Origin of the sequence: Jiangella alba (assembly GCF_900106035.1) — a bacterium.
In the GTDB taxonomy this organism is placed as follows: domain Bacteria; phylum Actinomycetota; class Actinomycetes; order Jiangellales; family Jiangellaceae; genus Jiangella; species Jiangella alba.
The window spans coordinates 823,926-846,249 of sequence record NZ_FNUC01000003.1; the positions used below are offsets into that span (position 1 = coordinate 823,926).

At 72.6% G+C, this 22,324-nt stretch carries 19 protein-coding genes; 14 read left to right on the forward strand and 5 right to left on the reverse strand.

Annotated elements, in window-relative coordinates:
• Positions 1–35: 35 nt before the first annotated feature.
• From BLV02_RS06455 to BLV02_RS06500, 10 genes are all read left to right on the forward strand, one after another.
• A complete protein-coding gene (locus BLV02_RS06455) occupies positions 36–1,418 on the forward strand; it encodes an ABC transporter substrate-binding protein (RefSeq protein WP_171906882.1) in 1,383 nt (460 codons plus the stop codon).
• Positions 1,419–1,437: 19 nt separating this feature from the next.
• The gene (locus BLV02_RS06460; protein WP_069114636.1) at positions 1,438–2,385 is read left to right on the forward strand and encodes a carbohydrate ABC transporter permease; all 948 of its coding nucleotides are present in this window, start codon (positions 1,438–1,440) and stop codon (positions 2,383–2,385) included.
• Positions 2,382–3,251 carry a carbohydrate ABC transporter permease gene (locus BLV02_RS06465; RefSeq protein ID WP_069114635.1) on the forward strand — a complete coding sequence of 290 codons (870 nt, stop codon included), beginning with the start codon at positions 2,382–2,384 and terminating at the stop codon, positions 3,249–3,251. Before BLV02_RS06460 ends, BLV02_RS06465 begins: the two co-directional genes overlap by 4 nt.
• Before the next feature lie 87 nt (positions 3,252–3,338).
• On the forward strand, positions 3,339–5,642 hold the full coding sequence (locus BLV02_RS06470) for a hypothetical protein (protein WP_083412364.1): 2,304 nt from the start codon (positions 3,339–3,341) through the stop codon (positions 5,640–5,642).
• Positions 5,643–5,653: 11 nt separating this feature from the next.
• Complete coding sequence (locus BLV02_RS06475; RefSeq protein ID WP_069114633.1) at positions 5,654–7,972, forward strand: hypothetical protein; 2,319 nt, start codon at positions 5,654–5,656, stop codon at positions 7,970–7,972.
• A 5-nt stretch (positions 7,973–7,977) separates the two neighbouring features.
• The gene (locus BLV02_RS06480; RefSeq protein WP_069114632.1) at positions 7,978–10,191 is read left to right on the forward strand and encodes an FAD-dependent oxidoreductase; all 2,214 of its coding nucleotides are present in this window, start codon (positions 7,978–7,980) and stop codon (positions 10,189–10,191) included.
• Complete coding sequence (locus BLV02_RS06485) at positions 10,188–11,051, forward strand: NAD-dependent epimerase/dehydratase family protein (RefSeq protein WP_216094556.1); 864 nt, start codon at positions 10,188–10,190, stop codon at positions 11,049–11,051. The genes BLV02_RS06480 and BLV02_RS06485 overlap by 4 nt, the downstream gene beginning before the upstream one ends.
• Positions 11,026–12,123 (forward strand): FAD-dependent oxidoreductase, encoded by a 1,098-nt coding sequence (locus BLV02_RS06490; protein WP_069114631.1) that lies wholly within the window; start codon positions 11,026–11,028, stop codon positions 12,121–12,123. The genes BLV02_RS06485 and BLV02_RS06490 overlap by 26 nt, the downstream gene beginning before the upstream one ends.
• A gap of 8 nt (positions 12,124–12,131) precedes the next feature.
• Complete coding sequence (locus BLV02_RS06495; protein ID WP_069114630.1) at positions 12,132–12,971, forward strand: LLM class F420-dependent oxidoreductase; 840 nt, start codon at positions 12,132–12,134, stop codon at positions 12,969–12,971.
• Between the two features lie 39 nt (positions 12,972–13,010).
• Positions 13,011–13,397, forward strand: coding sequence for a hypothetical protein (locus BLV02_RS06500; RefSeq protein WP_069114629.1), 387 nt, complete (start codon positions 13,011–13,013; stop codon positions 13,395–13,397).
• Positions 13,398–13,592: 195 nt separating this feature from the next.
• Here BLV02_RS06500 and BLV02_RS06505 read toward each other — a convergent pair whose 3' ends face one another.
• The 3 genes from BLV02_RS06505 to BLV02_RS06515 form a co-directional block, all read right to left on the reverse strand.
• A complete protein-coding gene (locus BLV02_RS06505) occupies positions 13,593–15,158 on the reverse strand; it encodes a TROVE domain-containing protein (RefSeq protein WP_074946169.1) in 1,566 nt (521 codons plus the stop codon).
• A 385-nt stretch (positions 15,159–15,543) separates the two neighbouring features.
• Positions 15,544–15,846: a hypothetical protein gene (locus tag BLV02_RS06510; RefSeq protein WP_141711847.1), complete on the reverse strand. Its 303-nt coding sequence runs from the start codon at positions 15,844–15,846 to the stop codon at positions 15,544–15,546.
• Positions 15,825–16,049, reverse strand: a complete 225-nt coding sequence (locus tag BLV02_RS06515) for a ribbon-helix-helix protein, CopG family (protein ID WP_069114626.1) — start codon at positions 16,047–16,049, stop codon at positions 15,825–15,827. Before BLV02_RS06515 ends, BLV02_RS06510 begins: the two co-directional genes overlap by 22 nt.
• Before the next feature lie 144 nt (positions 16,050–16,193).
• On the opposite strand from BLV02_RS06515, the gene BLV02_RS06520 reads away from it, so the two are divergent.
• Together BLV02_RS06520 and BLV02_RS06525 are read left to right on the forward strand one after the other, a co-directional pair.
• Entirely contained in the window at positions 16,194–16,814 is a 621-nt protein-coding gene (locus BLV02_RS06520; protein ID WP_074946171.1) for a hypothetical protein, read from the forward strand.
• The gene (locus BLV02_RS06525; RefSeq protein ID WP_141711846.1) at positions 16,808–17,761 is read left to right on the forward strand and encodes a hypothetical protein; all 954 of its coding nucleotides are present in this window, start codon (positions 16,808–16,810) and stop codon (positions 17,759–17,761) included. Before BLV02_RS06520 ends, BLV02_RS06525 begins: the two co-directional genes overlap by 7 nt.
• A 322-nt stretch (positions 17,762–18,083) precedes the next feature.
• Here BLV02_RS06525 and BLV02_RS06530 read toward each other — a convergent pair whose 3' ends face one another.
• Together BLV02_RS06530 and BLV02_RS06535 are read right to left on the reverse strand one after the other, a co-directional pair.
• Positions 18,084–18,914: a DUF4097 family beta strand repeat-containing protein gene (locus tag BLV02_RS06530; protein ID WP_083412365.1), complete on the reverse strand. Its 831-nt coding sequence runs from the start codon at positions 18,912–18,914 to the stop codon at positions 18,084–18,086.
• 126 nt (positions 18,915–19,040) lie between these two features.
• Entirely contained in the window at positions 19,041–20,165 is a 1,125-nt protein-coding gene (locus BLV02_RS06535) for a PQQ-dependent sugar dehydrogenase (RefSeq protein ID WP_074946436.1), read from the reverse strand.
• Positions 20,166–20,221: 56 nt separating this feature from the next.
• Between BLV02_RS06535 and BLV02_RS06540 the strand changes: the two genes are divergently transcribed.
• Positions 20,222–21,181, forward strand: a complete 960-nt coding sequence (locus tag BLV02_RS06540; RefSeq protein ID WP_083289161.1) for a 2-hydroxyacid dehydrogenase — start codon at positions 20,222–20,224, stop codon at positions 21,179–21,181.
• A gap of 39 nt (positions 21,182–21,220) precedes the next feature.
• Entirely contained in the window at positions 21,221–22,312 is a 1,092-nt protein-coding gene (locus BLV02_RS06545) for a WD40/YVTN/BNR-like repeat-containing protein (protein ID WP_069114622.1), read from the forward strand.
• The last annotated feature ends 12 nt before the right edge of the window (positions 22,313–22,324 follow it).

Here is a 22,324-nt window from a genome sequence, read left to right on the forward strand (position 1 = left end):
GTACGAGGAAGTCCTTGGGAGCGCACATGACATCCATGGCCACACCACGCCCACTTCGCCTCGGCGCGCTGCTGCTGAGCGGCATCGCCCTGCTCGCCGCATGTGGAGGTGACGACAACGCCGGCGGGAGCGGCGGCGACGGCGGCACCGTCACCATCCGCGTCCAGGGTCTGCCGCCGGGCACCGACCAGGCCGGGCAGGACCAGTTCAACGCGAAGATCGCCGAGTTCGAGGAGCAGAACCCCGACATCGAGATCGAGGCGTCGACCAACGAGTACGACCCGCAGACGTTCTCCGCGCTGCTGGCCGGCGGTGGCGTCGAGGACGTCATCCGGGTGCCGCTGACCGAGCCGCAGGGCCTGATCCAGCGCGGCCAGGTGCAGCCGATCACGCAGTACCTCGACGAGTGGGAGCACGCCGAGGAGATCAACCCGCAGGTGCTGGAGCCCATCTCCGACGCCGAGGGCGACGTCTACGGCATCCCGCGCTCGCCGTTCGCGCTGGGCCTGGTCTACAACCGGGCGCTGTTCGAGCAGGCCGGCCTCGACCCCGACACCCCGCCGGCGACCTGGGACGACGTCCGCACCGCCGCGCAGGCGATCAGCGCCGCCACCGGCGTGGCCGGCTTCGTGCACGAGTCCAAGGACGGCCAGGGCGGCTGGCAGCTGACGATGATGGCGTACGCGCACGGCGGTGAGCTGGAGAAGGCCGACGGCGACACCTACGTCGCGGACTTCCAGAACGACGCCGTCCGCGACTCGCTCGGCCTGCTGCGCGAGATGCGCTGGACCGACCAGTCGATGGGCGAGACGCAGCTGCTCAACCAGGACGACGTCATCCGCCAGTTCGCGGCCGGGCAGGTCGGCATGTTCATGGGCACGCCGGGCACCTACCGGCTGGCGAAGCAGAACTTCGGCATGGAGGACACCGCGAACTACGGCGTCACGTCGATGCCGCAGGCCGGCGGCGACGCCACCATGAGCGGCGGCGAGATCTTCATGGTGCCGGCGTCGGTGCCGGAGGACCGCGCCGCGGCCGCCGTCGAGTGGATGGTCTTCTACTACGCCGAGCCGCAGTACGACCCGGAGACCGCGGCCGCCGAGGCCGAGGCGCTGGCGCAGGACCCGGCCGCCGCGGTCGGCGTCCCGGTGCTGCCGATGTTCGACGACGCGCAGCAGCAGCTGATCAACGAGGCGGTCGCGCCGTTCGTCAACGTCGAGCTGGAGAACTTCCAGCCGTACCTCACCGGCACGCCGGAGCTCGAGCTCAAGCCGGAGCCGCCGCTCAACGCGCAGGGGCTCTACCAGGTGCTCGACCCGGTCGTGCAGGCCGTGCTGACCGACCCCGACGCCGACGTCGACGCGCTGCTCGCCGCGGCCGAGGACGAGGCCAACCGGCAGCTCGAAGCCGCCCAGTAGTAGCCGGAGGACATCGACAGTGACGACGGCGACGGTCACCCGTCCGGACGAGGAGCAGGCGGACCGGCAGGTCCGGGCCGCCCGCTCCCGCCGGTGGCGGGCCGGCGGGCGCAGGGAGCTCACCGGGCTGCTGTTCCTGCTCCCCGCGATCGCGATCTTCGGCCTGTTCGCGTGGTGGCCGATCGTCCGCGGGCTGATCATCAGCTTCCAGCGGACCGACCTGATGGGCAGCAGCGAGTGGGTCGGCCTGGACAACTTCCAGGCGCTGTTCGCCGACCCGCTGCTGGGCACGGCGGTGCAGAACACGCTGCTGTTCGTCGGGCTGGGTGTGCTGATCGGGTTCCCGGCGCCGCTGATCCTGGCGTCGGTGCTGTCGACGGTGCGCCGGCTCGGCGGGGTGTACCGGTTCCTCGTCTACCTGCCGGTGGTGATCCCGCCGGTGGTGTCGGTGCTGCTGTGGAAGTGGTTCTACGATCCGGGCGCCGGCCTGTTCAACGAACTGCTCGGCAAGGTCGGGCTGGGTCCGTACCCGTGGCTGGAGTCGCCGGACACCGCGATGCTCAGCCTGGTGCTGGAGTCGACCTGGGCCGGCATGGGCGGCACCGTCCTCATCTACCTGGCCGCGATGGTGGGCATCCCGCAGGAGCTGTACGAGGCGGCCGAGATCGACGGCGCCAACCTGTGGCAGCGCATCTGGCACGTCATGCTGCCGCAGCTGCGCACGGTGATCGCGCTGCTGCTGCTGTGGCAGCTGATCAACACCGTGCAGGTGTTCACCGAGCCGTACGTGTTCACCGGCGGCGGGCCGCAGAACTCCACGACCACCGTCCTCCTGCTGATCTTCCGCTACGGGTTCCAGCAGGGCAACTACGGGCAGGCCGCGGCGCTGGCCTTCCTGCTCGCCCTCGCGCTCGCCCTGATGTCGGCGGTGTACCTGCGGGCCACCCGGAGCTGGAGCAAGTCATGAGCGGATTCGTCTCCGAGACCAGCCGGCGCCGGCCGGGCACCCGCCGCGCGCTGTTCACCGTCCACGGCCTCACCCTGATCGCCCTGGTGCTGATCGGGCTCGGGCCGCTGTACTGGGCGGCCAAGGGTGCGGTCTCGTCGCCGACCGAACTGGTGACGAACCCGCTCGCGCTGTGGCCGGCCGACGCGCGCTGGGCCAACTTCTCGCTGGCGTGGGACGACCTCGAGGTCGGCCGGTACGTGCTGAACAGCTTCTGGATCGTGCTCGGCTCGTGGGCCGTGCAGCTGTTCGTGGCGGCGACGGCGGGGTTCGCGCTGTCGGTGCTGCGGCCGAGGATCGGCCCGTACGTGTACGGCGCGATCCTGGCCACGATGTTCGTGCCGTACACGGTGTCGATGGTCAGCCTGTTCCTCACCATCATCGACCTGCCGATCCTGGGCATCAACATCGCCAACTCCTACTGGGCGATCTGGTTGCCGGCCGGCGCCAACGCGTTCAACGTGCTGCTGGCGAAGGGGTTCTTCGACGCGCTGCCGAAGGAGCTGTTCGACGCGGCGAAGGTCGACGGCGCGGGCACCTGGCGGCTGCTGTGGAGCATCGTGCTGCCGATGAGCCGGCCGATCCTCGCCGTCATCAGCCTGCTCGCCGTCATGCATTCGTGGAAGGACTTCATCTGGCCGCTGGTCGCGATCGCCGACCCGCAGAAGCAGCCGATCGCCGTCGCGCTGACGGTGCTGGCCGGCCAGGCGCCACAGGACCAGCTGATCGCCGCGATGGTGCTCGCGCTGGTCCCGCCGGTGCTCGTCTTCCTGGCCTTCCAGCGCCAGATCGTCGCCGGCCTCGGTTTCACGGGGGTGAAGGGCTAGCGGCGCCGCCAGACAGCGCTGATTCAGCCCGTGCTCTGACGCACGTTCCGCACTTCGACGAAGAAGGAGGGACGCACCATGCCCGAATTGTCCAGACGTACCTTCGTCCGCGGCTCGCTCGCGGCCGGCGGCACCGGCCTGCTGGCCACGACGCTGCCGGGAGCGGCACATGCCGCGGAGCTCACCGCCGCCGACCCGGGTGGCACCGTCCGGCTGGCCGTCGACGAGACCAGCGGCCAGATCCGCGTGCTCGACGCCGGCGGCGTGCACCGGCTGACGATCACGCACTTCAAGTACTCCGGCAGCGCCCGCACGTTCGGCGCGTCGCGGGTGACCCAGCCCAGCGCGACCGAGATCGAGATCGAGTACGTCACCCAGCACCCGGACGTGACGGTGAAGGCGGTGATCGTCGCCGGACTGCGCAAGGCGCGCATCCGCTGGGAGGTGTCCGGGCCCGCCGCGACGCCGGACGACTTCGCCATCGGCCGGGTGGTGGTGAACGGCACCGAGACCTACCGGCCGGTCGCGCTGTGGAACCGCGAGACCGGCGGCGGGATCCCGTACGAGACCTCGCACGGCGCCGGCTACGCGTGCACGTACGCCGACAACCGGCTGCTGCTGCGGCTGCGCGACAGCACGCTGCGCTTCGGCGACGCCACCTGGATGCACGCGCCGGGCGTGGCGTCCGGCACCGGCTACGTCACCGAGGCGGTGCTGGTGCCCGGCCTCATGCGCCCGCACGCGGCCGGCGTCATCGCCCGCGACGTCGTCACGCCGCTGGGCGTCGAGCTGTGGGCCGACCAGCCGTTCCACGTGTGGCCGACCGGCGGCGCGAAGACGGTGCACGCCCAGGTGGTGAACTCGCTGACGACGGCCCGGCAGGTGCGCCTCGCCTGGACCGCCCGCACCTGGTCCGGCGCGGTGCAGAGCGGGTCGGCCGGCCCCGTGACGGTGTCGCCGCGGACGGTGTGGAACCCGTCGTTCGACGTCACGCTGGGCGGCCGCGACATCGCGTTCGTCGAGGCCGTGGTCACCGACGACGCCGACCCGGCCGTCACGGCGTTCTCGCGGACCAACCTCGCCGTGCTGTCGGCGTACACCTACCAGGACGGCGCCGCCAGCAGGTTCGGCGTCTCGAACTACCCGTGGCTGCTCAGCGGGCCGGGGCCGGACGAGACCGCCGCGCTGATGAAGCTGATCGGCATGAAGTGGGTCCGCACCGCCTACGACGGCGCGCCCGGCATCGCGCCCGCCGACCTCGACCGCCACGGCCTGCTGCACAACGTCCAGCTCGGCGGCATCCCGTACGGCAAGACCGCCACTGAGCAGCGCGCCTGGGCCGACGCCATGGTCGCCCGCTGCGTCACCGCCGGCGCCCGCTACTACGAGTGCGGCAACGAGCTGAACATCATCGAGACCGAGCGCACCCCGGCCGAGTACGTCAACGCCGGGCTGCGTCCGCTGCGGGCCGCCATGGCGGCCCGGCCGGACGCCACCTTCAAGGTGATGACCTGCGGTCTCGCCGGGCTGGACTCGGTCTGGCTGGACGGGTTCGGCGCGGCGGGCGGGTGGAGCGAGGTGGACGTGCTCGCGTACCACCCGGGCCGCGGCAACTACGTCGCCGACTACTCCCCGCCGGAGCCGTGGCTGGAGCCCAGCGGCAAGCGCAAGCCGGTGTTCTGGAACTTCATCGGCTCGCTGCGCAAGGCGCACGAGGCGCGCACGGTCAACGGCGGCAAGGAGCTGTGGCTGACCGAGGCGTACGCGTCGACGCTGCCGAACCGCTGGTGGACCGACACCTACCGGCACGCCGCCGAGAACGTGCTGCTGCAGCTGATGTTCGCCAGGGCGCACGACGTCCGGTGCGTCACCTGGTACACCCTCGACGACGGCATCGAGCAGCAGCCGCGCGAGGCGAACGCCGCTGACATCGAGTACCACTTCGGCCTGCTGGTCCGCGACCGCAGCCCGAAGCCGTCGCTGCTGGCCTTCGCCACCGCGGCCCGCTTCCTCGACCAGGCCGACTACCTCGGCCGGGTCACGTTCTCCGACCCCGAGGTCAAGGGCCTGCTGTTCGACACCCCCACCGGCCGGTTCTCGGTGCTGTGGACCCGCCACGACGGCTACGTCCTCAACAACGACCCGGCCCGCCGCGACCCCGCCAACCCGGACTACTACCGGACGCCGGAGCCGTGGCTGGACCCGTGGCCGACGAAGACGCCGGTGTCGCTGCCCACCCCGGCCGCGACCACCACCGTCCGGGAGCTGAACAGCATCGGCCAGGAGACCCTGCACACCGCCGCCGGCAGCCGCGTCGCCGTCACCCTCGACGGCGCGCCGCGCATCTTCGTCGGCCTCGATCTGACCACCACCGCCACGTACCCCGTTTGAGAGGACCTGACATGGGAGAACTCCACCTGACCCGGCGCACGTTCGTCGGCGCCGCGGGATCGGTGGCCGTCGGCGCCGGGCTGCTGCCGGGGGTGGTCGCGCAGGCGGCCGCCGCCGAGCCCGTCACCATCGGCGCGGACGGCATCGTCGTCACCGCGGGGACCGACGGCGCGGTGACGGTCGCCGACGGCGCGGGCGTGCAGCGGCTGAAGCTGGCGCACTTCATGGTCAAGGACACCGTGCTCGGGCAGCAGCGCACCTACAGCGGCACGCCGTCCGCGATCACGCTGCCGGACGGGCGCCCGGCCATCCGGGTCGACTACCGCATGGGCAGCACCGGCGTAGGCATCACCGTCCGCGGCACGTTCGACGTCACCGCGCACCGCCTGCACGTGCGCTGGGAGGCCACCAGCGGCAACCAGATGTACCTGAACTCGCAGTTCCACCGGGTGGCCGTCGGCGACGCCGGCCCGGAGAGCACCAAGGCGCTGACCCGCTGGAACCGCGACAGCGGCGGCGGCGTGCCGTTCGAGACCAACGACGGCGTCATCTACGCGCGCAGCTGGCCCGACACCGCCGGGTTCCTGCGCATCGCCGACAGCAACCCTGCCTGGAGCGCCGGCGAGTGGGTGCACGTCGCCGGGAAGTACGAGGGCGACGTGCTGGTGCACGACGTCGACGTCGTGATCGGCGACCTGCGCCCGGCCGCGGCGAACGCGCTGGCCCAGGCCCGCCCGCTGGGCATCGACATCTGGACCGACCAGCCGTTCAACCTGTGGGACGGCCCCGGCCACGCGATGGCCGTGCACGCGCAGGCCGTCAACGGCGGAGCCGCCGCGCGCGACGTCGAGCTGAGCTGGTGGGGCCGCGACTTCGACGGCGTCGTCGTCGCCAGCGGGCAGCAGACGCTGCGGCTGTCCGCCGGCGGGGTGGACCAGCGCACCGTCGAGTTCCCGTCGCCGGAGCAGGGCATCGTGTTCGTCGAGGTGCGGGTCGCCGCCGGCGACGACGAGGCGTTCGCGCGCACCACGCTGGCGTCGCTGCGTCCGCACCAGTACCAGGCGGGCGGCAAGGTCGGCATCGCCAACTACCCGTGGCTGCTGCAGCCGAGCAAGGACGACGTCGCCGCGCTGCTGAAGCGGATCGGCGTCGCGTCGGTGCGCATCGCCTACAACGGCGCGCCCGGCATCGCGCCGGCCGAGCTGGAGGCCATGGGCATCATGCCGAACATCCAGCACGGCGACGTCGTGTTCGACGCGCCGCCGGAGGAGGTCAAGGCCTGGGCGGCGGAGCTGGTGGACGTCGTCGTCGACGCCGGCGCGCACTACTTCGAGGTCGACAACGAGCGCAACCAGCCGTGGATGTCCGGCCAGTTCACCGAGGAGTACATCCGCGACGGCCTGCGCCCGGTGGTCGAGCGGCTGGCCGAGGTCGGCTCCGACGTCAAGGTGATGAACACCGGCCTCGGCGGCATGGACGTCAACTGGCTGGACAACTTCCACGCCAACGGCGGCTGGGACCTCATCGACGTGTTCGCGTTCCACCCCGGCCGCGGCAACTTCACCCCGGACTACGCGCCGACGCCGGACGAGTGGGAGCAGGGCAGCAACGGCAGCTACTGGAACTTCCTCGGCGGCCTGCGCGAGGCCCGCCGGCGCGTCGACGAGTACGGTGGCGACAAGGAGCTGTGGCTGACCGAGGCGTACTCGTGCACCCGGCCGAACCACTGGTGGAACGACACCATGCGCCAGTCGGCCGAGAACGTCCTGCTCACGCTCGCGCTGTGCATGTCAGAGGGGGTCGACGGCGTCAACTGGTACCAGCTACACGACAGCATCATCCACCAGCCGCAGAAGGCGAACCCCACCAACCCGGAGTACCACTTCGGGCTGATGAACCGCGACACCAGCGCGAAGCCGTCGCTGCTCGCGTACGCCACCGCGACCCGGCTGCTGGAGGGCGCGGAGTTCGTCCGCTGGCTGTCGTTCGACGACCCCGAGGTCAAGGGCTTGCAGTTCGAGACGCCGGACGGGCCGATGTCGATCCTGTGGACCCGCAAGGACGGCTACTTCCTCAACGCCGAGCACGGCGCCGAGGCGTACTACCCGCACCCGGAGGCGTGGGAGGACGACTGGCCCACCAAGACCGACGTCGCGTTCCGCGGCGCGCGGCTGCGCGAGGTCGACGTGCTCGGCCGCGAGCGGACCGTCACCGGGTCGCGCGGCGCCGTCGGCGTCGTCCTGGACGGCACCCCGCGGGTCTACTTCGGCCTCGGCGACCAGCCGGAGCGCCGGGTCTCGTCGATCACGCACCGTCCGGTGGAGGGCTGAGCTTCATGCGGGAACAGCAGGTCCGGCACGACGTGACCGTGGTGGGCGGCGGTCTGGCGGGCGTATGCGCCGCCATCGCCGCCGCCCGCCTCGGGCGCTCCGTCGCGCTGATCAACAACCGCCCCGTGCTGGGCGGCAACTCGTCCAGCGAGATCCGGGTGTGGGTGGTCGGCGCGACGGCGCACGGCCGCAACCACCACGCCCGCGAGACCGGCATCATGGGCGAGCTGTTCGTCGAGAACCAGTACCGCAACCCCGAGGGCAACCCGTACTACTGGGACGCGGTGGTGCTCGACGCCGTCCGGGCCGAGCCGAACATCTCGCTGTACCTCAACACCGACGTGCGGGAGGTGGCCGCGGCCGGCCCGCCCGACGCGCGGCGGGTGGAGTCGGTGACCGGCTGGACCATGGGGTCGGAACTGCTGACGACGTTCACCGGGCCGGTGTTCCTCGACTGCACCGGCGACGGCCTGGTCGGCTTCCTGGCCGGCGCGCAGTTCCGGCTGGGGCGCGAGGCGCGGTCGGAGTACGACGAGCCGTGGGCGCCGGACGTGGCCGACGAGATCACGCTGGGCAGCACGCTGCTGTTCCACTCGAAGGACGCCGGCGAGCCGGTGCGGTTCGTGCCGCCGGACTTCACCAAGGACATCACCGCCACGACCATCCCGTCGCGGCGGGTCATCCGCGCCTCGGACAACGGGTGCGCGTACTGGTGGATCGAGTTCGGCGGCGAGCTGGACACCGTCCACGACAACGAGGCGATCCGCGACGAGCTGTGGGCCGTCGTCTACGGGATCTGGGACCACATCAAGAACTCCGGCTCGTTCCCGGACGTCGAGAACCTGACGCTGGAGTGGGTCGGGTCCGTGCCGGGGAAGCGGGAGTACCGGCGCTTCGTCGGCGACTATGTGCTCACCCAGCACGACGTGCTCGGGCAGGTCGAGTTCGACGACCGCGTCGCGTTCGGCGGCTGGTCGATCGACCTGCACCCGCCCGGCGGCATGTACGCGCAGGAGGAGGGCGCGAAGCAGCGCTACGCCGACGGGATCTACCACATCCCGTACCGCATCCTGTACTCCAAGAACGTCACGAACCTGCTGCTCGCGGGCCGCAACGTGTCCGCGTCGCACGTCGCGTTCGGCACCACCCGGGTGCAGGCCACCACCGCCGTCATGGGCGAGGCGGCCGGCACGGCGGCCGCGCTGGCCGTGGCCGCGGACGTCCCGCCGCGGGCCGTCGACGTCGGGGAGCTGCAGCGGACGCTGCTGCGCAACGACGCGGCGGTCGTGGGGCTGCCGCTGGCCGATCCCGCGGACCTCGCCGGGTCGGCCGAGGTGACGGCGTCGGGGGCGTCGTCGTCGCTGGCGGTGGAGGACGGGTCGTCGGCGTGGCCGCTCGACGCCGACGCCGGGCTGGTGCTGCCGGTGGACCCGTCGCTGCCGGTGCTGGAGCTGCTGGTCGACGCCGCCGCCGACACGTCGCTGACCGTCGAGCTGCACGACCCGGGGCCGGGGCAGAACTACGTGCCGCGGACGCTGGTGTCGACGACCACCGTGCCGGTGCAGGCCGGGTCGAAGCAGTGGGTCCGGTTCGACCTGTCGTGGGCGCCGTCGTCGCCGCGGAACGCGTTCCTGCTGGTGAAGGCCGCTGCCGGGGTGTCGCTGTACGTGGCCGACCGGCCGGCGCCGGGCGTGCTCAGCTTCACCCGGCGGCCGCTGCGGCCGCAGGACGAGCGGCCGCAGCCGCTGCGCGAGTGGACGAACCGCGAGCTGCTGCGGCGGACGTTCTGCTTCCGTGCGGGCTCGACCGCCGCGTTCGCCCCCGATCGCGCCGTCGACGGGTACCTGCGGCCGTTCGCCGGGCCGCACACCTGGGTGTCGTCGGGGCTCCCGGCCTGGCTGCGGCTGACGTGGGACGCGCCGGTGACGATCGGCCGGGTCGAGCTGATCGGCGACGACGACGTCGACGAGGACCTCATCAACCTGCACCGGCACCGCACGCCGTTCCCGGTGCCGCCGCCGCTGGTGCGCGACTACGTGGTCGAGGCGCTGGTCGGCGGCGCGTGGGTGTCCGTCGCCGCCGTCACCGAGAACCGGAGGCGGCGGCGGGTGCACGAGCTGGCCGCGCCGGTGACGTGCACCGCGCTGCGGGTGGTCGTGACGGCGACCAACGGCGCGCCCGACGCGCACGTCGTCGCGCTGCGGGCGTACGCGCCGTGAGGCACGTGCTGGTGACCGGCGCGGCCGGGCGCATCGGGCGGGCGGTGCTGTCGCTGCTGGCGTCTCGTGACATCGCCGCCACCGCGCTGGTGCTGGACGACCCGGGCGACCTGGTGGCGGCGCGGGTCGTCGCCGGGTCGGCGGGCGATCCGGTCGTCGTCGCCGACGCGCTGGCCGGCGTCGACGCCGTCGTTCACCTGGCCGCCCGCCCGGCGCCGACCAGCGGCACCCCGTTCGAGGTGTTCGCCGAGAACACCCGGGCGACCTTCACCGTGCTCGAGTGCGCCGGCGCGGCCGGGGTGCGGCGGGCCGTGATCGCCAGCTCGTACGGCGCCAACGGGCTGCCGTGGGCGCGGACGTTCTCGCCGCCCGCGTACCTGCCGGTCGACGAGGCGCTGCCGAGCCCGGTCGAGGACCCGTACGGCCTGTCCAAGCAGGCCGACGAGCTGACCGCCGCGATGATGGCGCGGCGGCACGGGCTCACCGTCGTCGCCGTCCGGTACCCGTTCGTCGGCGGGGTGGAGGAGCGGCTGGCGGCACACGCCCGGACGCTGACGGAGGACCCCGCGCGCGGCGTGCGGGAGCTGTGGTCGTACCTCGACGTGCGCGACGCGGCGCTGGTCGCCCTGTCGGCGCTGGGCGTCGACGACGGCCGCGCACACGTCGTGCAGGTGGCGGCGCCGTCGACGCTGGTGCCGGTGCCGACCGCCGAGCTGCTGCGGCGCTACCTGCCGGACGTCCCGGTGCGGCGGCCGCTGCCCGGGCGGGCGGTGCCCGTGGACACGTCGGCGGCGCAGCGGCTGTTCGGCTTCGCCGCGCAGTACCCCTTCGAGGATGGTTCCGGGCCCGCCGCTGGTTGATGCTGTCGTGGACGTGGTGGTGATCGGGGCCGGCCAGGCCGGGCTGTCGACGGCGTACCACCTGCGCCGGCTGGGGCTGTCGTTCGTCGTGCTCGACGGCTCGCCGGTGGCGGGCGGTGCGTGGGCGTCGCGGCCGCCGACGCTGACCATGGCCAAGGTGCACGGGGTGTTCGACCTGCCCGGCGCGCATCGTCTGCTTGGTTCCGGTGAGTCGTCGTTGCCCGCGTCCGAGGTGGTGGGGCGGTACTACGCCGACTACGAACGGCGGTTCGCGCTGCCCGTCCTGCGGCCGGTGCGGGTGACGTCGGTGTCGTCGCTGCCGGACGGTCTGTTGTCGGTCGTCGCCGTGGACGGACGATCGTGGACGGCGCGGGCCGTCGCGAACGCGACCGGCACCTGGACCCGTCCGCACTGGCCGTTCTACCCGGGCGCCTCCGAGTTTCAGGGCCGGCAGCTGCACTCGTCGCAGTACCGCGGGCCCGCGTCCTTCGCCGGTCAGCGGGTGGTCGTGGTCGGCGGCGGGCATTCCGCGGCGCACGTCCTCTCCGAGGTCGCCGACGTCGCCGCGTCCGTCACCTGGGTGACGCGGCGCCCGCCGGAGTTCCGCGGCGGCGACTTCACGCAGGCCGACGGCCGCGCCGTCATCGCCGACGTCGACGCCCGGGTCCGGGCCGGCCTCCCGCCGCTGAGCGTCGTCGCCGTCACCGGGCTCGGCTACACGTCCGTCGTCCGCGAGGCCATGGAGAAGGGCGTGCTGAAACCGCGCCCGATGTTCACCCGGCTGGTCCCCTCGGGCGTCGAGTTCGCCGACGGCACGGTGCAGGATGCCGACGTCATCATCTGGGCGACCGGCTTCCGCGCCGCGCTCGGCCACCTCGCCCCGCTCCACCTGCGCGAGCCCGGTGGCGGCGTGCGCATGTCCGGCACCCGGGTGGCGCGTGATCCGAGGGTGCACCTCGTCGGTTACGGCCCCTCCGCCAGCACCGTCGGCGCCAACCGCGCCGGCCGCGACGCGGCCCTGGAGATCAAGGACCTCCTGGAGCACTCGCCATCGGACGTCACGGCTGCTTGACTGGCGCGGTGCGCTACGGACTGAAGCTGAGCCAGCAGGCCCCCATCGACGAGTACCGCGCGGTGTGGCGGGTCGCCGACGACGCGGGCTTCGACCACGTGTGGAACATGGACCACTTCGCCACCATCGGCGACGACGTCGACGGCGACATCTTCGACGCGTGGGCGCTGCTGGCCGCCATGGCCGCCACGACGTCGCGGGTGCGTATCGGCTGCATGGTCACCGGCAACACGTACCGCCACCCCGGTGTGCTGGCCAAGCTCGCCGTCACCGTCGACCACCTGTCCGGCGGGCGGCTGGAGTTCGGCCTCGGCGCGGCGTGGGCCGAGTACGAGCACACCATGTTCGGCCTGGAGTTCGGCACCGCGGGGGAGCGGCTGGACCGCCTCGAGGAGGCCTGCCAGATCATCCGCTCGCTGTGGACGCAGCCGCGCACCACCTTCGCCGGCCGGCACTACCGCATCGACGACGCCGTCGCCGAGCCGAAGCCGGTGCAGTCGCCGTACCCGCCGATCTGGATCGGCGGCACCGGGCGCAAGCGGACGCTGCGCATCGCCGCGCAGTACGCCGACGCCTGGAACGCGAGCGCCGACGTCGACCCCGAGAGGTTCGCCGACCTCTCCGGCGTGCTCGACGCCCACTGCGCCGACGTCGGGCGCGACCCCGGGCAGATCCGGCGGACGGTCCAGCGCCCGCTCGGCGACTCACCCGACGACGTCCTCGCGCAGGTCGAGGCGTACGCCCGGGCCGGCGCCGACGACGTCGTCCTCATCACGCAGGCGGGCACCGCCGAGGCGCAGGCCACGGCGGCGGCCGAGCTGTTGCCGCGGCTGCGGTCGATCGGCTGACGTCCGGGAGTAGGCTCCCGTTCGTAGGAGGTGAGCGCCATGAGCGCCTTCACCATCGAGTTCCAGAACCATCCCGGGCGGCTCGCCGACCTCTGCGAGGTGATGGCCGCGCGCGACGTCAACCTGGTGATCTGCGGGCTGGCGCACGGCGACTCCGGCACCGTGGCGTTCATCGCCGACGACGAGTCCGCGGCGCGGTCGGCACTGCGCGACGCGGGGCTCGATGCGACCGAGCGCGACGCGTTGACGGTGCGGCTGAAGAACGCTCCCGGCGCCGGCGCCGCGACGTTCCGCAAGCTCGCCGACGCCGGGGTGAACGTCGAGGTGTTCCTGCCCGTGCGCGTCTCCGACTCGCAGTTCGTCGCCGTCCTGTGCGTCGACGACCACGACGCCGCCGCCGCGGTGCTCGGCAACGCCGTCGCCTGACGCGGCCTGCTCTGGCCGGTTCGGCCTGCCGGGTCGGGCCGAGCGCAGCCTCGCCCGGATCTCATCGCCGTGCGACGGCTCCTTCGCAGGCAGCGCCTGCATGGCTTCCTGCTGCGTCGGACGTCCGTATGACCGTTCGCCATGTGCGACCAAGGGGTGGTGCCGCAGCGGCGGCACCACCCCATGATCGTCGTGCTAGAACGGCCAGCCGGCCGAGCGGCCGTCCTCGAGCAGGCCGATCAGCGTGAACGTGGCGTCGTTGAGACCGCCGAACTCGTGCCGGTTCGCCCGGCCCGCCGCCAGCACCGTCGGCCGGTAGCCGCCGAGGTTGACGCCGTAGACAGGCACCCTCGCCGGCACGCTGCCCACCGCGTCGTAGCCGCCCGGCCCGGGGAACGTCTGCATGTCGGTCACGATCACCACGCGGTCGTGCCGCCGGTACGTCGCCCGCACCGCCTCGGCGAGGCGCGTGCCGTGGCCCGCCTCGCCCACTCGCCCGACCAGCCGCTGGACCTCCGTCAGCAGCGACGCCGCGGGCGCGACCGGGTGCCTGAACACGCCGTCGGCGAATCCGCGCAGGTCGACGTCGTTGCCGCGCTTCGCCAGCGCGATGCCGAACACCGCCGCGGCTTCGATGGCCGAGATCGACGACCGTGCCGCGACCGGCTGCCGCATCGACGCCGAGGTGTCGACGAGCACGAGCGTGCGGCCCTCGAGCGCCGGCACGTTCGCCGTCGCCGCCTCGATGGCGCGGTCGAGCGCGTACGCCCACCGCAGAGACTGCGCGCTACGGAACGCGGCGACGTACCGGAACGGGAACTGCCGCGAGCGGCGCACCTCGCCGGGGTCGGCCAGCTTCGCCGCCACCCGTTCGGCGACGGCGTCGCCCACTCCGGCCCGGTCGAAGTTGCGCAGGTTGCGCAGCAGCGCCATGGAGCCCATCGACGGGATGACGGCCTCCCACGCCGCGCGGTCGAGGGGCCCGCCGAGCCAGCCGGCCAGCGACTCCCACGTCACGCCCGCGGCGGCGAGCGTGTCGCCGTCGAGGTGCCGGCGCCGTTCGCCGGGCGGGACGGCCTGCAGGGCCGCGTGCGCCGCGATGACCGGCAGCGCGGACGGTGGCGTGGTCGCGCGCCCGTGCCTGCGGTCGAGCAGCCACCGGAACAGCGCCGACTGCGCCTCGTCGCGCGGCCGCACGTGGCACAGTTCGATGACGTCGGCCATGCGCCAGGCCCGCGAGACGCCGTCGTACTTGAGCGCCGCCCGCTCGGTGTACAGCCGCCGTGCGGCGTCGGCGACGCCCCGCTTGATCGGCTGCGGCAGCGCGCGCCCGTACCGCGCCGTGAAGTAGGCCAGCACCTCGGCCGGCTCGTCGGCCCGCCGCAACGCCCCGTCGACGACCCGGCGGCCGTGCGGCCCGCCGGCGCGCACGTACTCCACCGCCGCGACGACCGGCGCCGACCGCAGGTTCGCGGTGTCGCGCAGCCACGGCACGAAGCGGGCAACCCACTCGGCGTCCTCGCTGGTCGCGGCGTGGACGAGCGTGCGGAACCGCTCGTCGCGGTCGTCGGCGCTCTCGTAGAACGTCTCCTCGCCGACGAGGTTGGTGACGGCCAGCAGGAACAGCTCGCTCTTGACGTCGCGGACGTAGGCGGGCGCGCCCTCGTGCGTGCGGGTGCGCGCCGTTCGCAGCGCCCGGATGGGGCTGGTCAGCATGGCGGTGACACCGGCGGCCTTGCTGATGCGGTCGAACTTGCTCATGGGAGTGCCCTCCTTCCGGGCGTTGTTTCTCTGGGTCGCTGCCGAGAACTCGAGTGAGCAGGGGTCGTTGGCCTGTCGGCCGCTTCTACCCGAAAGAAGTAACCCAGCTCGTCGCATCGGCGAACGTGGGACCAGGGCGAGAACAGTGCGGCGAAGGCGATTGCCGCTCTGCCGAATTGAGCTACAGTCCGCAGACCGCCGGGATTCGAACCCGGAACACGCAATTCCGAAGTAGCCCTCGCCTGCGCATCGCCCTGGCGTTCAGGGGCAGCCGCATCGACGGGCGTTGACCGCCCGGTTCCCTCGTGGGATCGATGATGTGCTGCATGACGACAATGCTGCCGGTGTCGCAGCCGGGCCGCAATGGACTATTGCGCCGCTGTTTTCAGTCGTCGTGCAGCAGGAAGGTCAAGTGCCTCCGGGCGTCGGCCAACTGCCGCCCCGTCAGCGTCGCGACGTGCTGGGTGAGCCAGTGCCGCGGGTGCATCGCCAGCCGGTCGGCGAACACCGTCCCCGCGTCCGTGCCGACGGCGAACGGCTCGAACTGCTCCGGCGGCGGCCCGACGACGGCCGTGATGACCTGGTTCAGCTGGCTGGAGTTGTAGATCGCGTTGCTCAGCACGATCCGCAGCGACCCGTCCTCGAGCCGCCAGATCTCGCCCGGGTTCACGACGGGTTCTGCTGCCACACGAGCAGATCACGCAGCCGCTGCTCGTCGCGGTGCTCCATCGGCTCCGGCGCCCGGACCTGCTCGAGGAGGCGGCGGTAGTGCTCGCGCCGCAGCGCCCGCTCGACGAACTCCGACCGGTTCAACCCCGCCTGCCGCGCATCGGCGTCGATGTCGGCCAGCGTCGATGGGTCGAGGGTGACGGTCATCTTCTCCTTCGCCATACCAGCATCTTATCCATCGTCTTACGGTTTGTGCCAGGGTGGCTGTCACGTTCGGGCTTCGGAAAGCACCTATAGATGACAGGACGGCGTGCTCGGTGTCGCCGTAAGATCATCGGCCCGGCCGCGGTCACGAGGAGTGCCCGAATGTTCGCAACACAACGCCTGACAGCGGTGGCGGCGGTCGTGCTGCTCGCCTCCGCCTGCACCGACGGCGACGGCGCCTCCCCGTCGTCCTCTCCCGGGACGACGGACCCGGCCATCACGGCGCCGCCGACGCCCACGCCGGAGGAACAAGCCGCGGCCGACATCCAGGCGACCTTCGAGGAGTTGATCGCCGACCGGGACGCGTACTACTCCAACGCTGGCGACTATCCGCTCGAGGACGTCATGACGAACTCACCGGCCACGGAGTGGAACGTAACTGGCCAAGCGGAGCTGGAGATGTCGAATTGGACCGTGCTGTGGCGCCAGGGCGAGATCAATCAAGTGGGAAGCGTCGAGATCTTGTCGCATGACGTCGGTACATTGCGACTGCCTGATAGTCGAAACATCGGCCAGGCTAGCTCCTCCGCCTGCTTGGACCTCAGTTCCCTGGCGTATGAGACTTATGAGGGCTCGGCTGCTGAGCTTCCGTACGTTCCCGATTGGGCGCAGACGTGGAAGCTGACCTGGGTGCACCATGGGGAGGCGTCTCCGGACGCAGGCATCGCAAGCCCGGGTTGGTACGTGGAGACCGTAAACCTCGCTCGCAACGAGCCATGCTGAGTTGGGTCGTCAGTGGCGTTCTCGCCGCAACGCTGCAAACGACAGATGAGCACGTCGATCCCGCTATGGGCGACTGCCCTCCAGCCACGTACTTCGACGGTGCAGGCTGTGTTCCGGAAGAAACGCCTGGAGATGACGGCGACCCGGTCCTCACCGAATGTACTCAGCAGGACCCTTTCGTGTTCCCGGCACCGTGTGAGAAGGACGGCTACGAGTACGTGGCCACGTTGGACCGCTTTCTACGACCGATGAGCGCGGACAAGAACGAGCTTTATCGGCCGCCGGACGGGGCACTGAGCCACCTCGGCTACTGGACTGGTGATCCGTCGGAGGGCTGGATCTACGAGTGGCGCAAGCTCGCAGGTGTGGCCGGTGGCGTGCACTGGGGCGACTACGGATACATCTGGCTCGCCGACGCGCCGGGAGAGCCGCCGGTGGTGGTGGATCCGGAGGCCGTCGCGCAGGGGGTGCTCGAGGGCATGACCTTCGAGGCGCCTGAGCTGGGGCTCGCGCCGCGGCCGTTGGAAGAGGCGCCCGGCAGCATCGGGCTGGTCGGCGCGCCCGTGTGGATGTGGGTGGCGAACGCCGGGCCGACGACGTGGGGGCCGGTGGAGGAATCGCGCACGGTTGGCGGGGTGACGGTGACGGTGGTGGCCGAGGTGGAGAGCGTCACCTGGGACATGGGCGACGGGCGGCGGGTGAGGTGCGGGTCGGCCGGAGAGGTGTACACGCCGCGGCTCGGGGTCCGGGCCTCGCCGAGTTGCGGGCACGTCTACACGCAGACCAGCGGCGACCAGCCGGACACGGCGTACGCGGTCACCGCCACGGCGAACTGGACAGCGACGTGGTCGGCGTCCACCGGGGCGGCGGGGACGCTCGAATCACCGCGACTGGCGGCGACCGCGCACGTGCGCATCGGCGAGCGGCAGGTGATCGAGACCGGCTGACCCGGACATGGAACGGCCGGCGCGGCGACGGCCGGGGCGACCCGGCGGGACGGCTGCGGGCGGCCGAGGCGACCCGGCGGGACGGCTGCGGGCGGCCGAGGCGACCCGGCGGGACGGCTGCGGGCGGCCGAGGCGAGCTTAACGGGCACGACCTCGACGAGGCAACGGGCCATGGCGAGCGTCAGGGGCGGCCGGGGCCGACCCCGAGGGGACGACCACGGCGGCTGAGGCGACCTCCTCGCCGGCGCCGTGGGCGACGCCGAACGGGCGAGCGCGACGGGGGCAATAGGCATCGACGGGACAAACGGGCCACGGGCGAGGGTCAGGGCCGGCCGGTGACCTCGACGGCGCCGGCGCTGGAGAAGGCGCGCACTTCATGGCGGGCACCCGGCACCGCATCGACCGTGACGACCTCGCGCCCCACCGCGGAGTCGGTCTCGACGTCGTAGGGGGCGTCGCCAGGCAGGGAGACGAGCACGGAGCCGGCGCTGGACTCCGCGTCCAGCGACCGCGGCGGCGACACCGCCGAGATCTCCACGTCGCCCGCACTCGACGTCGCCTTGACGACGTCGGCGTCGAGGCCGGTGACGCGGACGGAGCCGGCGGCGGAGTGGACGGTCAGCGGGCCACGCTGGTCCGACACGTCGATCGAGCCGGCGTCGGAGTTCAGCGACGTCTCGCCGGACAGCCCCGACACCACCAGCGTCCCGGCGGACGCGTCGGCCGTGACGGACGCCGACGCCGGGACGGTGATCGTGACGTCGGACTCGCACCAGATGCCGGGGAACACCCCCGAGTCGCACCCGCCGGTCACCCGCAGCACGCCGCCGGACACGGAGTGGTCGATGCCGCCGTCGCGGCTCCACCCCGACTTGACCGAGAAGTCCAGCCGCGTCTCACCCGACGGCGACCCGACGATCTCGACGTGGCCGGACGAGACGTCGATCTCGACGCGGTCGACCCGCTCGTCGACGGTGACGGAGTCCTGCGAGTGGGTGATCCACGAGATCGCGGTCAGCCCGGCGAACGCGACGGCGGCGATGCCGGCGAACGACAACCCCCGCCGCATCGGCCGGCGACGAACCCCGGCCGGCGGGCTCGCAGCGTCGGTAGGCGCCGGCCCGCTCACCGCCGGCCTGGTCTCGTTGGCCATGCCCCCACGCTAGAACCGAATCGATCTCCCGCGGCTCCGACTCGGTGACGATCGTCCCCTGATTCCGGCACCGGGGACCACCCTGACCACCATCGCCCGAAACGTCCCCCGACCAGCCCGAAGAATCTAGGGCGCCAGCGTCAGCCGCAGAATCCGGTCGTCGCCGGGCTGGGCGTCGCCGCGGCCGTCGGTGTTGTTGGTCAGCACCCACAGGGTGCCGTCGGGGGCGACGACGGCGTCGCGCAGGCGCCCGTGGTCGGTGACGAACGCCGCGGGCTCTCCCGCGGTCCCGCCGGGAACCGGCACCTGCCACAGCCGCTCACCCCGCAGCGCCGCCACGAACAGCGTGTCGCGCACGTACGCGAGCCCGCTCGGCGACGCCTCGGAGGTGGGCCGCCACTCGACGACGGGGTCGACGTAGTCGGGTGCGCCGCCGATGCCCTCGACGTACGGCCAGCCATAGTTCTGACCGGGCGAGATGAAGTTCAGCTCGTCCGCCGACCGGTCGCCGAACTCCGACGCCCACAGCCGGCCGGCGTCGTCGAACGCGAGGCCCTCGATGTTGCGGTGGCCGTACGACCAGACCGGCGACCCGTCGAACGGGTTGTCGTCCGGCACGTCACCGGACGGCGTGATGCGCAGGATCTTCCCGCCCAGGCTGCCGACGTCCTGCGCGTCGTCCGGCACCCCGCTCTCGCCGGTCGAGATGTAAAGCATGCCGTCCGGCCCGAACACGAGCCGCCCGCCGTCGTGCCGCGTCCCCGCCGGAATGCCGTCCAGCACCAGCGAGAACGGCCCCAGCACACCGTCCGCGTACGTCGTCCGCTGCACCACGTTCTGCGACCCCATGGTCGCGTAGACGTAGAGGTCCGACGGCGACGCGGGGTCGAACGCGAGCCCCAGCAGGCCGCCCTCGCCGCTGCCGTCGACCCCGGGCACCGGCCCGACCGGCGTCACCGTCCCGGCCGCGTCGACCAGCACGATGGTGCCCTCGTCGCGCTGCGACACCAGGGCCTGCCCGTCGCCGCCGGGGACGAACGCGATGCTCCACGGCGCGGCCAGGCCGGTCACGATCTCCTCCACCGCGGACGGCGTGACGGGCCCTGGCTGCGCGGCGGGCGTCGCCGGGGTGGGCGTGACGGGAGTCAGGGAGGCCGACGGCGACGGCGACGGCGACGCGGATGGAGCCGGCGACGACGATCCGGAGCAGGACGCGCCCGCCACGGCCAGCGCCGCCACGGCCACGATCATCCGCCGGATGGACACCGCCCCATCGTGTCACGCGGGGAGCGGTAGGTTCGAGAACCATGGTGGACGTCCTGATCCCGTTCCGCGCCGACTCGTTGACGCCGCCGCCCGGGCTCGACGTGCACGTCTGGGCCGGCGAGCCGACGGTGACGACCGGGCCCGACATGCTGACCAGCGCCGACACCTCGGACATCCCGGGGCAGGACGTGCTGGACCGGGTCGAGTACTACGTCATGCCGTACGGCTTCCCGTCGGCGTCGGTGAACCTCATCGAGCGGATGCCGAAGCTGCGCGCCGTCCAGACGCTGACCGCCGGCTACGAGCACGTCGTCCCGTACCTGCGCGACGGCCTCACGCTGTGCAACGCGCGCGGCGTGCACGACGCCAGCACCGCCGAGCTCGCGGTGACGCTGACGTTGTCGACGCTGCGCGGCATCCCGGCGTTCGTCCGGGCCGCGCCCGAGGGCGAGTGGCTGCAGGGCTGGTACGACTCCCTGGCCGATCGCACGGTGCTGATCGTCGGGTACGGCGCCATCGGCCGGGCGATCGAGGCGCGGCTGCTGCCGTTCGAGTGCGACGTGCTCAAGGTCGCCCGCACGGCGCGCGAGGGCGTCGCCGGGTTCGACGCGCTGCCCGAACTGCTCGGCCGGGCCGACGTCGTCATGCTCATCCTGCCGCTGACGGACGAGACACGCGGCATGGTCGACGCGCGGTTCCTGAGCCGCATGCGCGACGGCGCGGTGCTGGTCAACGTCGCGCGGGGGCCGATCGTCGACACCGACGCGCTGGTCGCCGAGGTCGGGTCGGGCCGCCTGCGCGCCGCCATGGACGTCACCGACCCCGAGCCGCTGCCGCCCGGCCACCCGCTGTGGACGCTGCCCGGCGCGCTGATCTCACCGCACGTCGGCGGCCTGTCGTCGGCGTTCCTGCCGCGGGCCCGGCGGCTCGTGCAGTCGCAACTGACGCGGCTCGCGGCCGGCGAGCCGCTGGCGAACGTCGTCGTGGGCCCGGGAGCCTGAGCCGAACCGGCGTAACGTGGGACGCCGGGAGGCGATCGCATGAACGACGTCCTGCTCGCCGTCGGCACGAAGAAGGGGCTGTGGCTGCTGCGCAGCGCCGACCGCCGCACGTGGTCGGTCGACGGCCCGCACTTCCTGATGAACGCGGTCGCCGCGTGCGCCATCGACACCCGCGGCGGACGCACCCGGCTGCTGGTCGGCGCCAGCAGCTCGCACTGGGGTCCGGGCGTCTCGTGGTCCGATGACCTCGGCGCCACGTGGACCGAGGCGGCCGACGGCAGCGGCATCCGGTTCCCGGCCGACGCAGGCGCCTCGGTCGAGGCGGTCTGGCAGCTGCGGCCCGACACCGAGGCCAGGCCGGGCGTCGTCTGGGCCGGGTCGCAGCCGTCGGCGCTGTGGCGCTCCGACGACGGCGGCGAGACGTTCGCGCTGGTCGAGTCGCTGTGGAACCATCCGCACCGGCCGACGTGGGCGCCCGGGTTCGGCGGCCAGGCCATCCACACCGTCCTGCCGCACCCGTCCGACGACCGGCGCGTGCTGGTCGCGATGTCGACCGGCGGGGTCTACGTCACCGACGACGGCGCCGCCAGCTGGACGCCGTCGAACACCGGCATCCGCGCCGACTTCCTGCCCGGCGAGCCGCCCGAGTACGGGCAGTGCGTGCACAAGGTCTCGCGCGACGCCACCGACCCGGACCGGCTGTACGCGCAGAACCACGGCGGCGTGTACCGCTCCGCCGACGGCGGCACGTCGTGGCAGCCGATCGACGGCGGGCTGCCGGCCGACTTCGGCTTCCCGGTCGTCGCGCACCCGCATCGTCCCGCGACCGCCTGGGTCGCGCCGCTGGTCGCCGACGGCGAGCGCACGCCGCCGGGGCGCCAGCTGCAGGTCTGGCGCACCGACGACGCCGGCGCGACGTGGGAGCGGTCGGCCGACGGGCTGCCCGGCGGGTTCTTCGGGGTGGTGCTGCGCGACGCGATGTGCGCCGACGACGCCGACGACGCGGCGGGCGTGTACGTCGGCACGCGGGACGGTTCGGTGTACGCGAGCGCCGACGAGGGCGCCACCTGGACCGAACTGGTCCGGCACCTGCCTGACGTGCTCTGCGTCCGCGCCGCCACCGTCGGCTGACCGCCCGGTTCG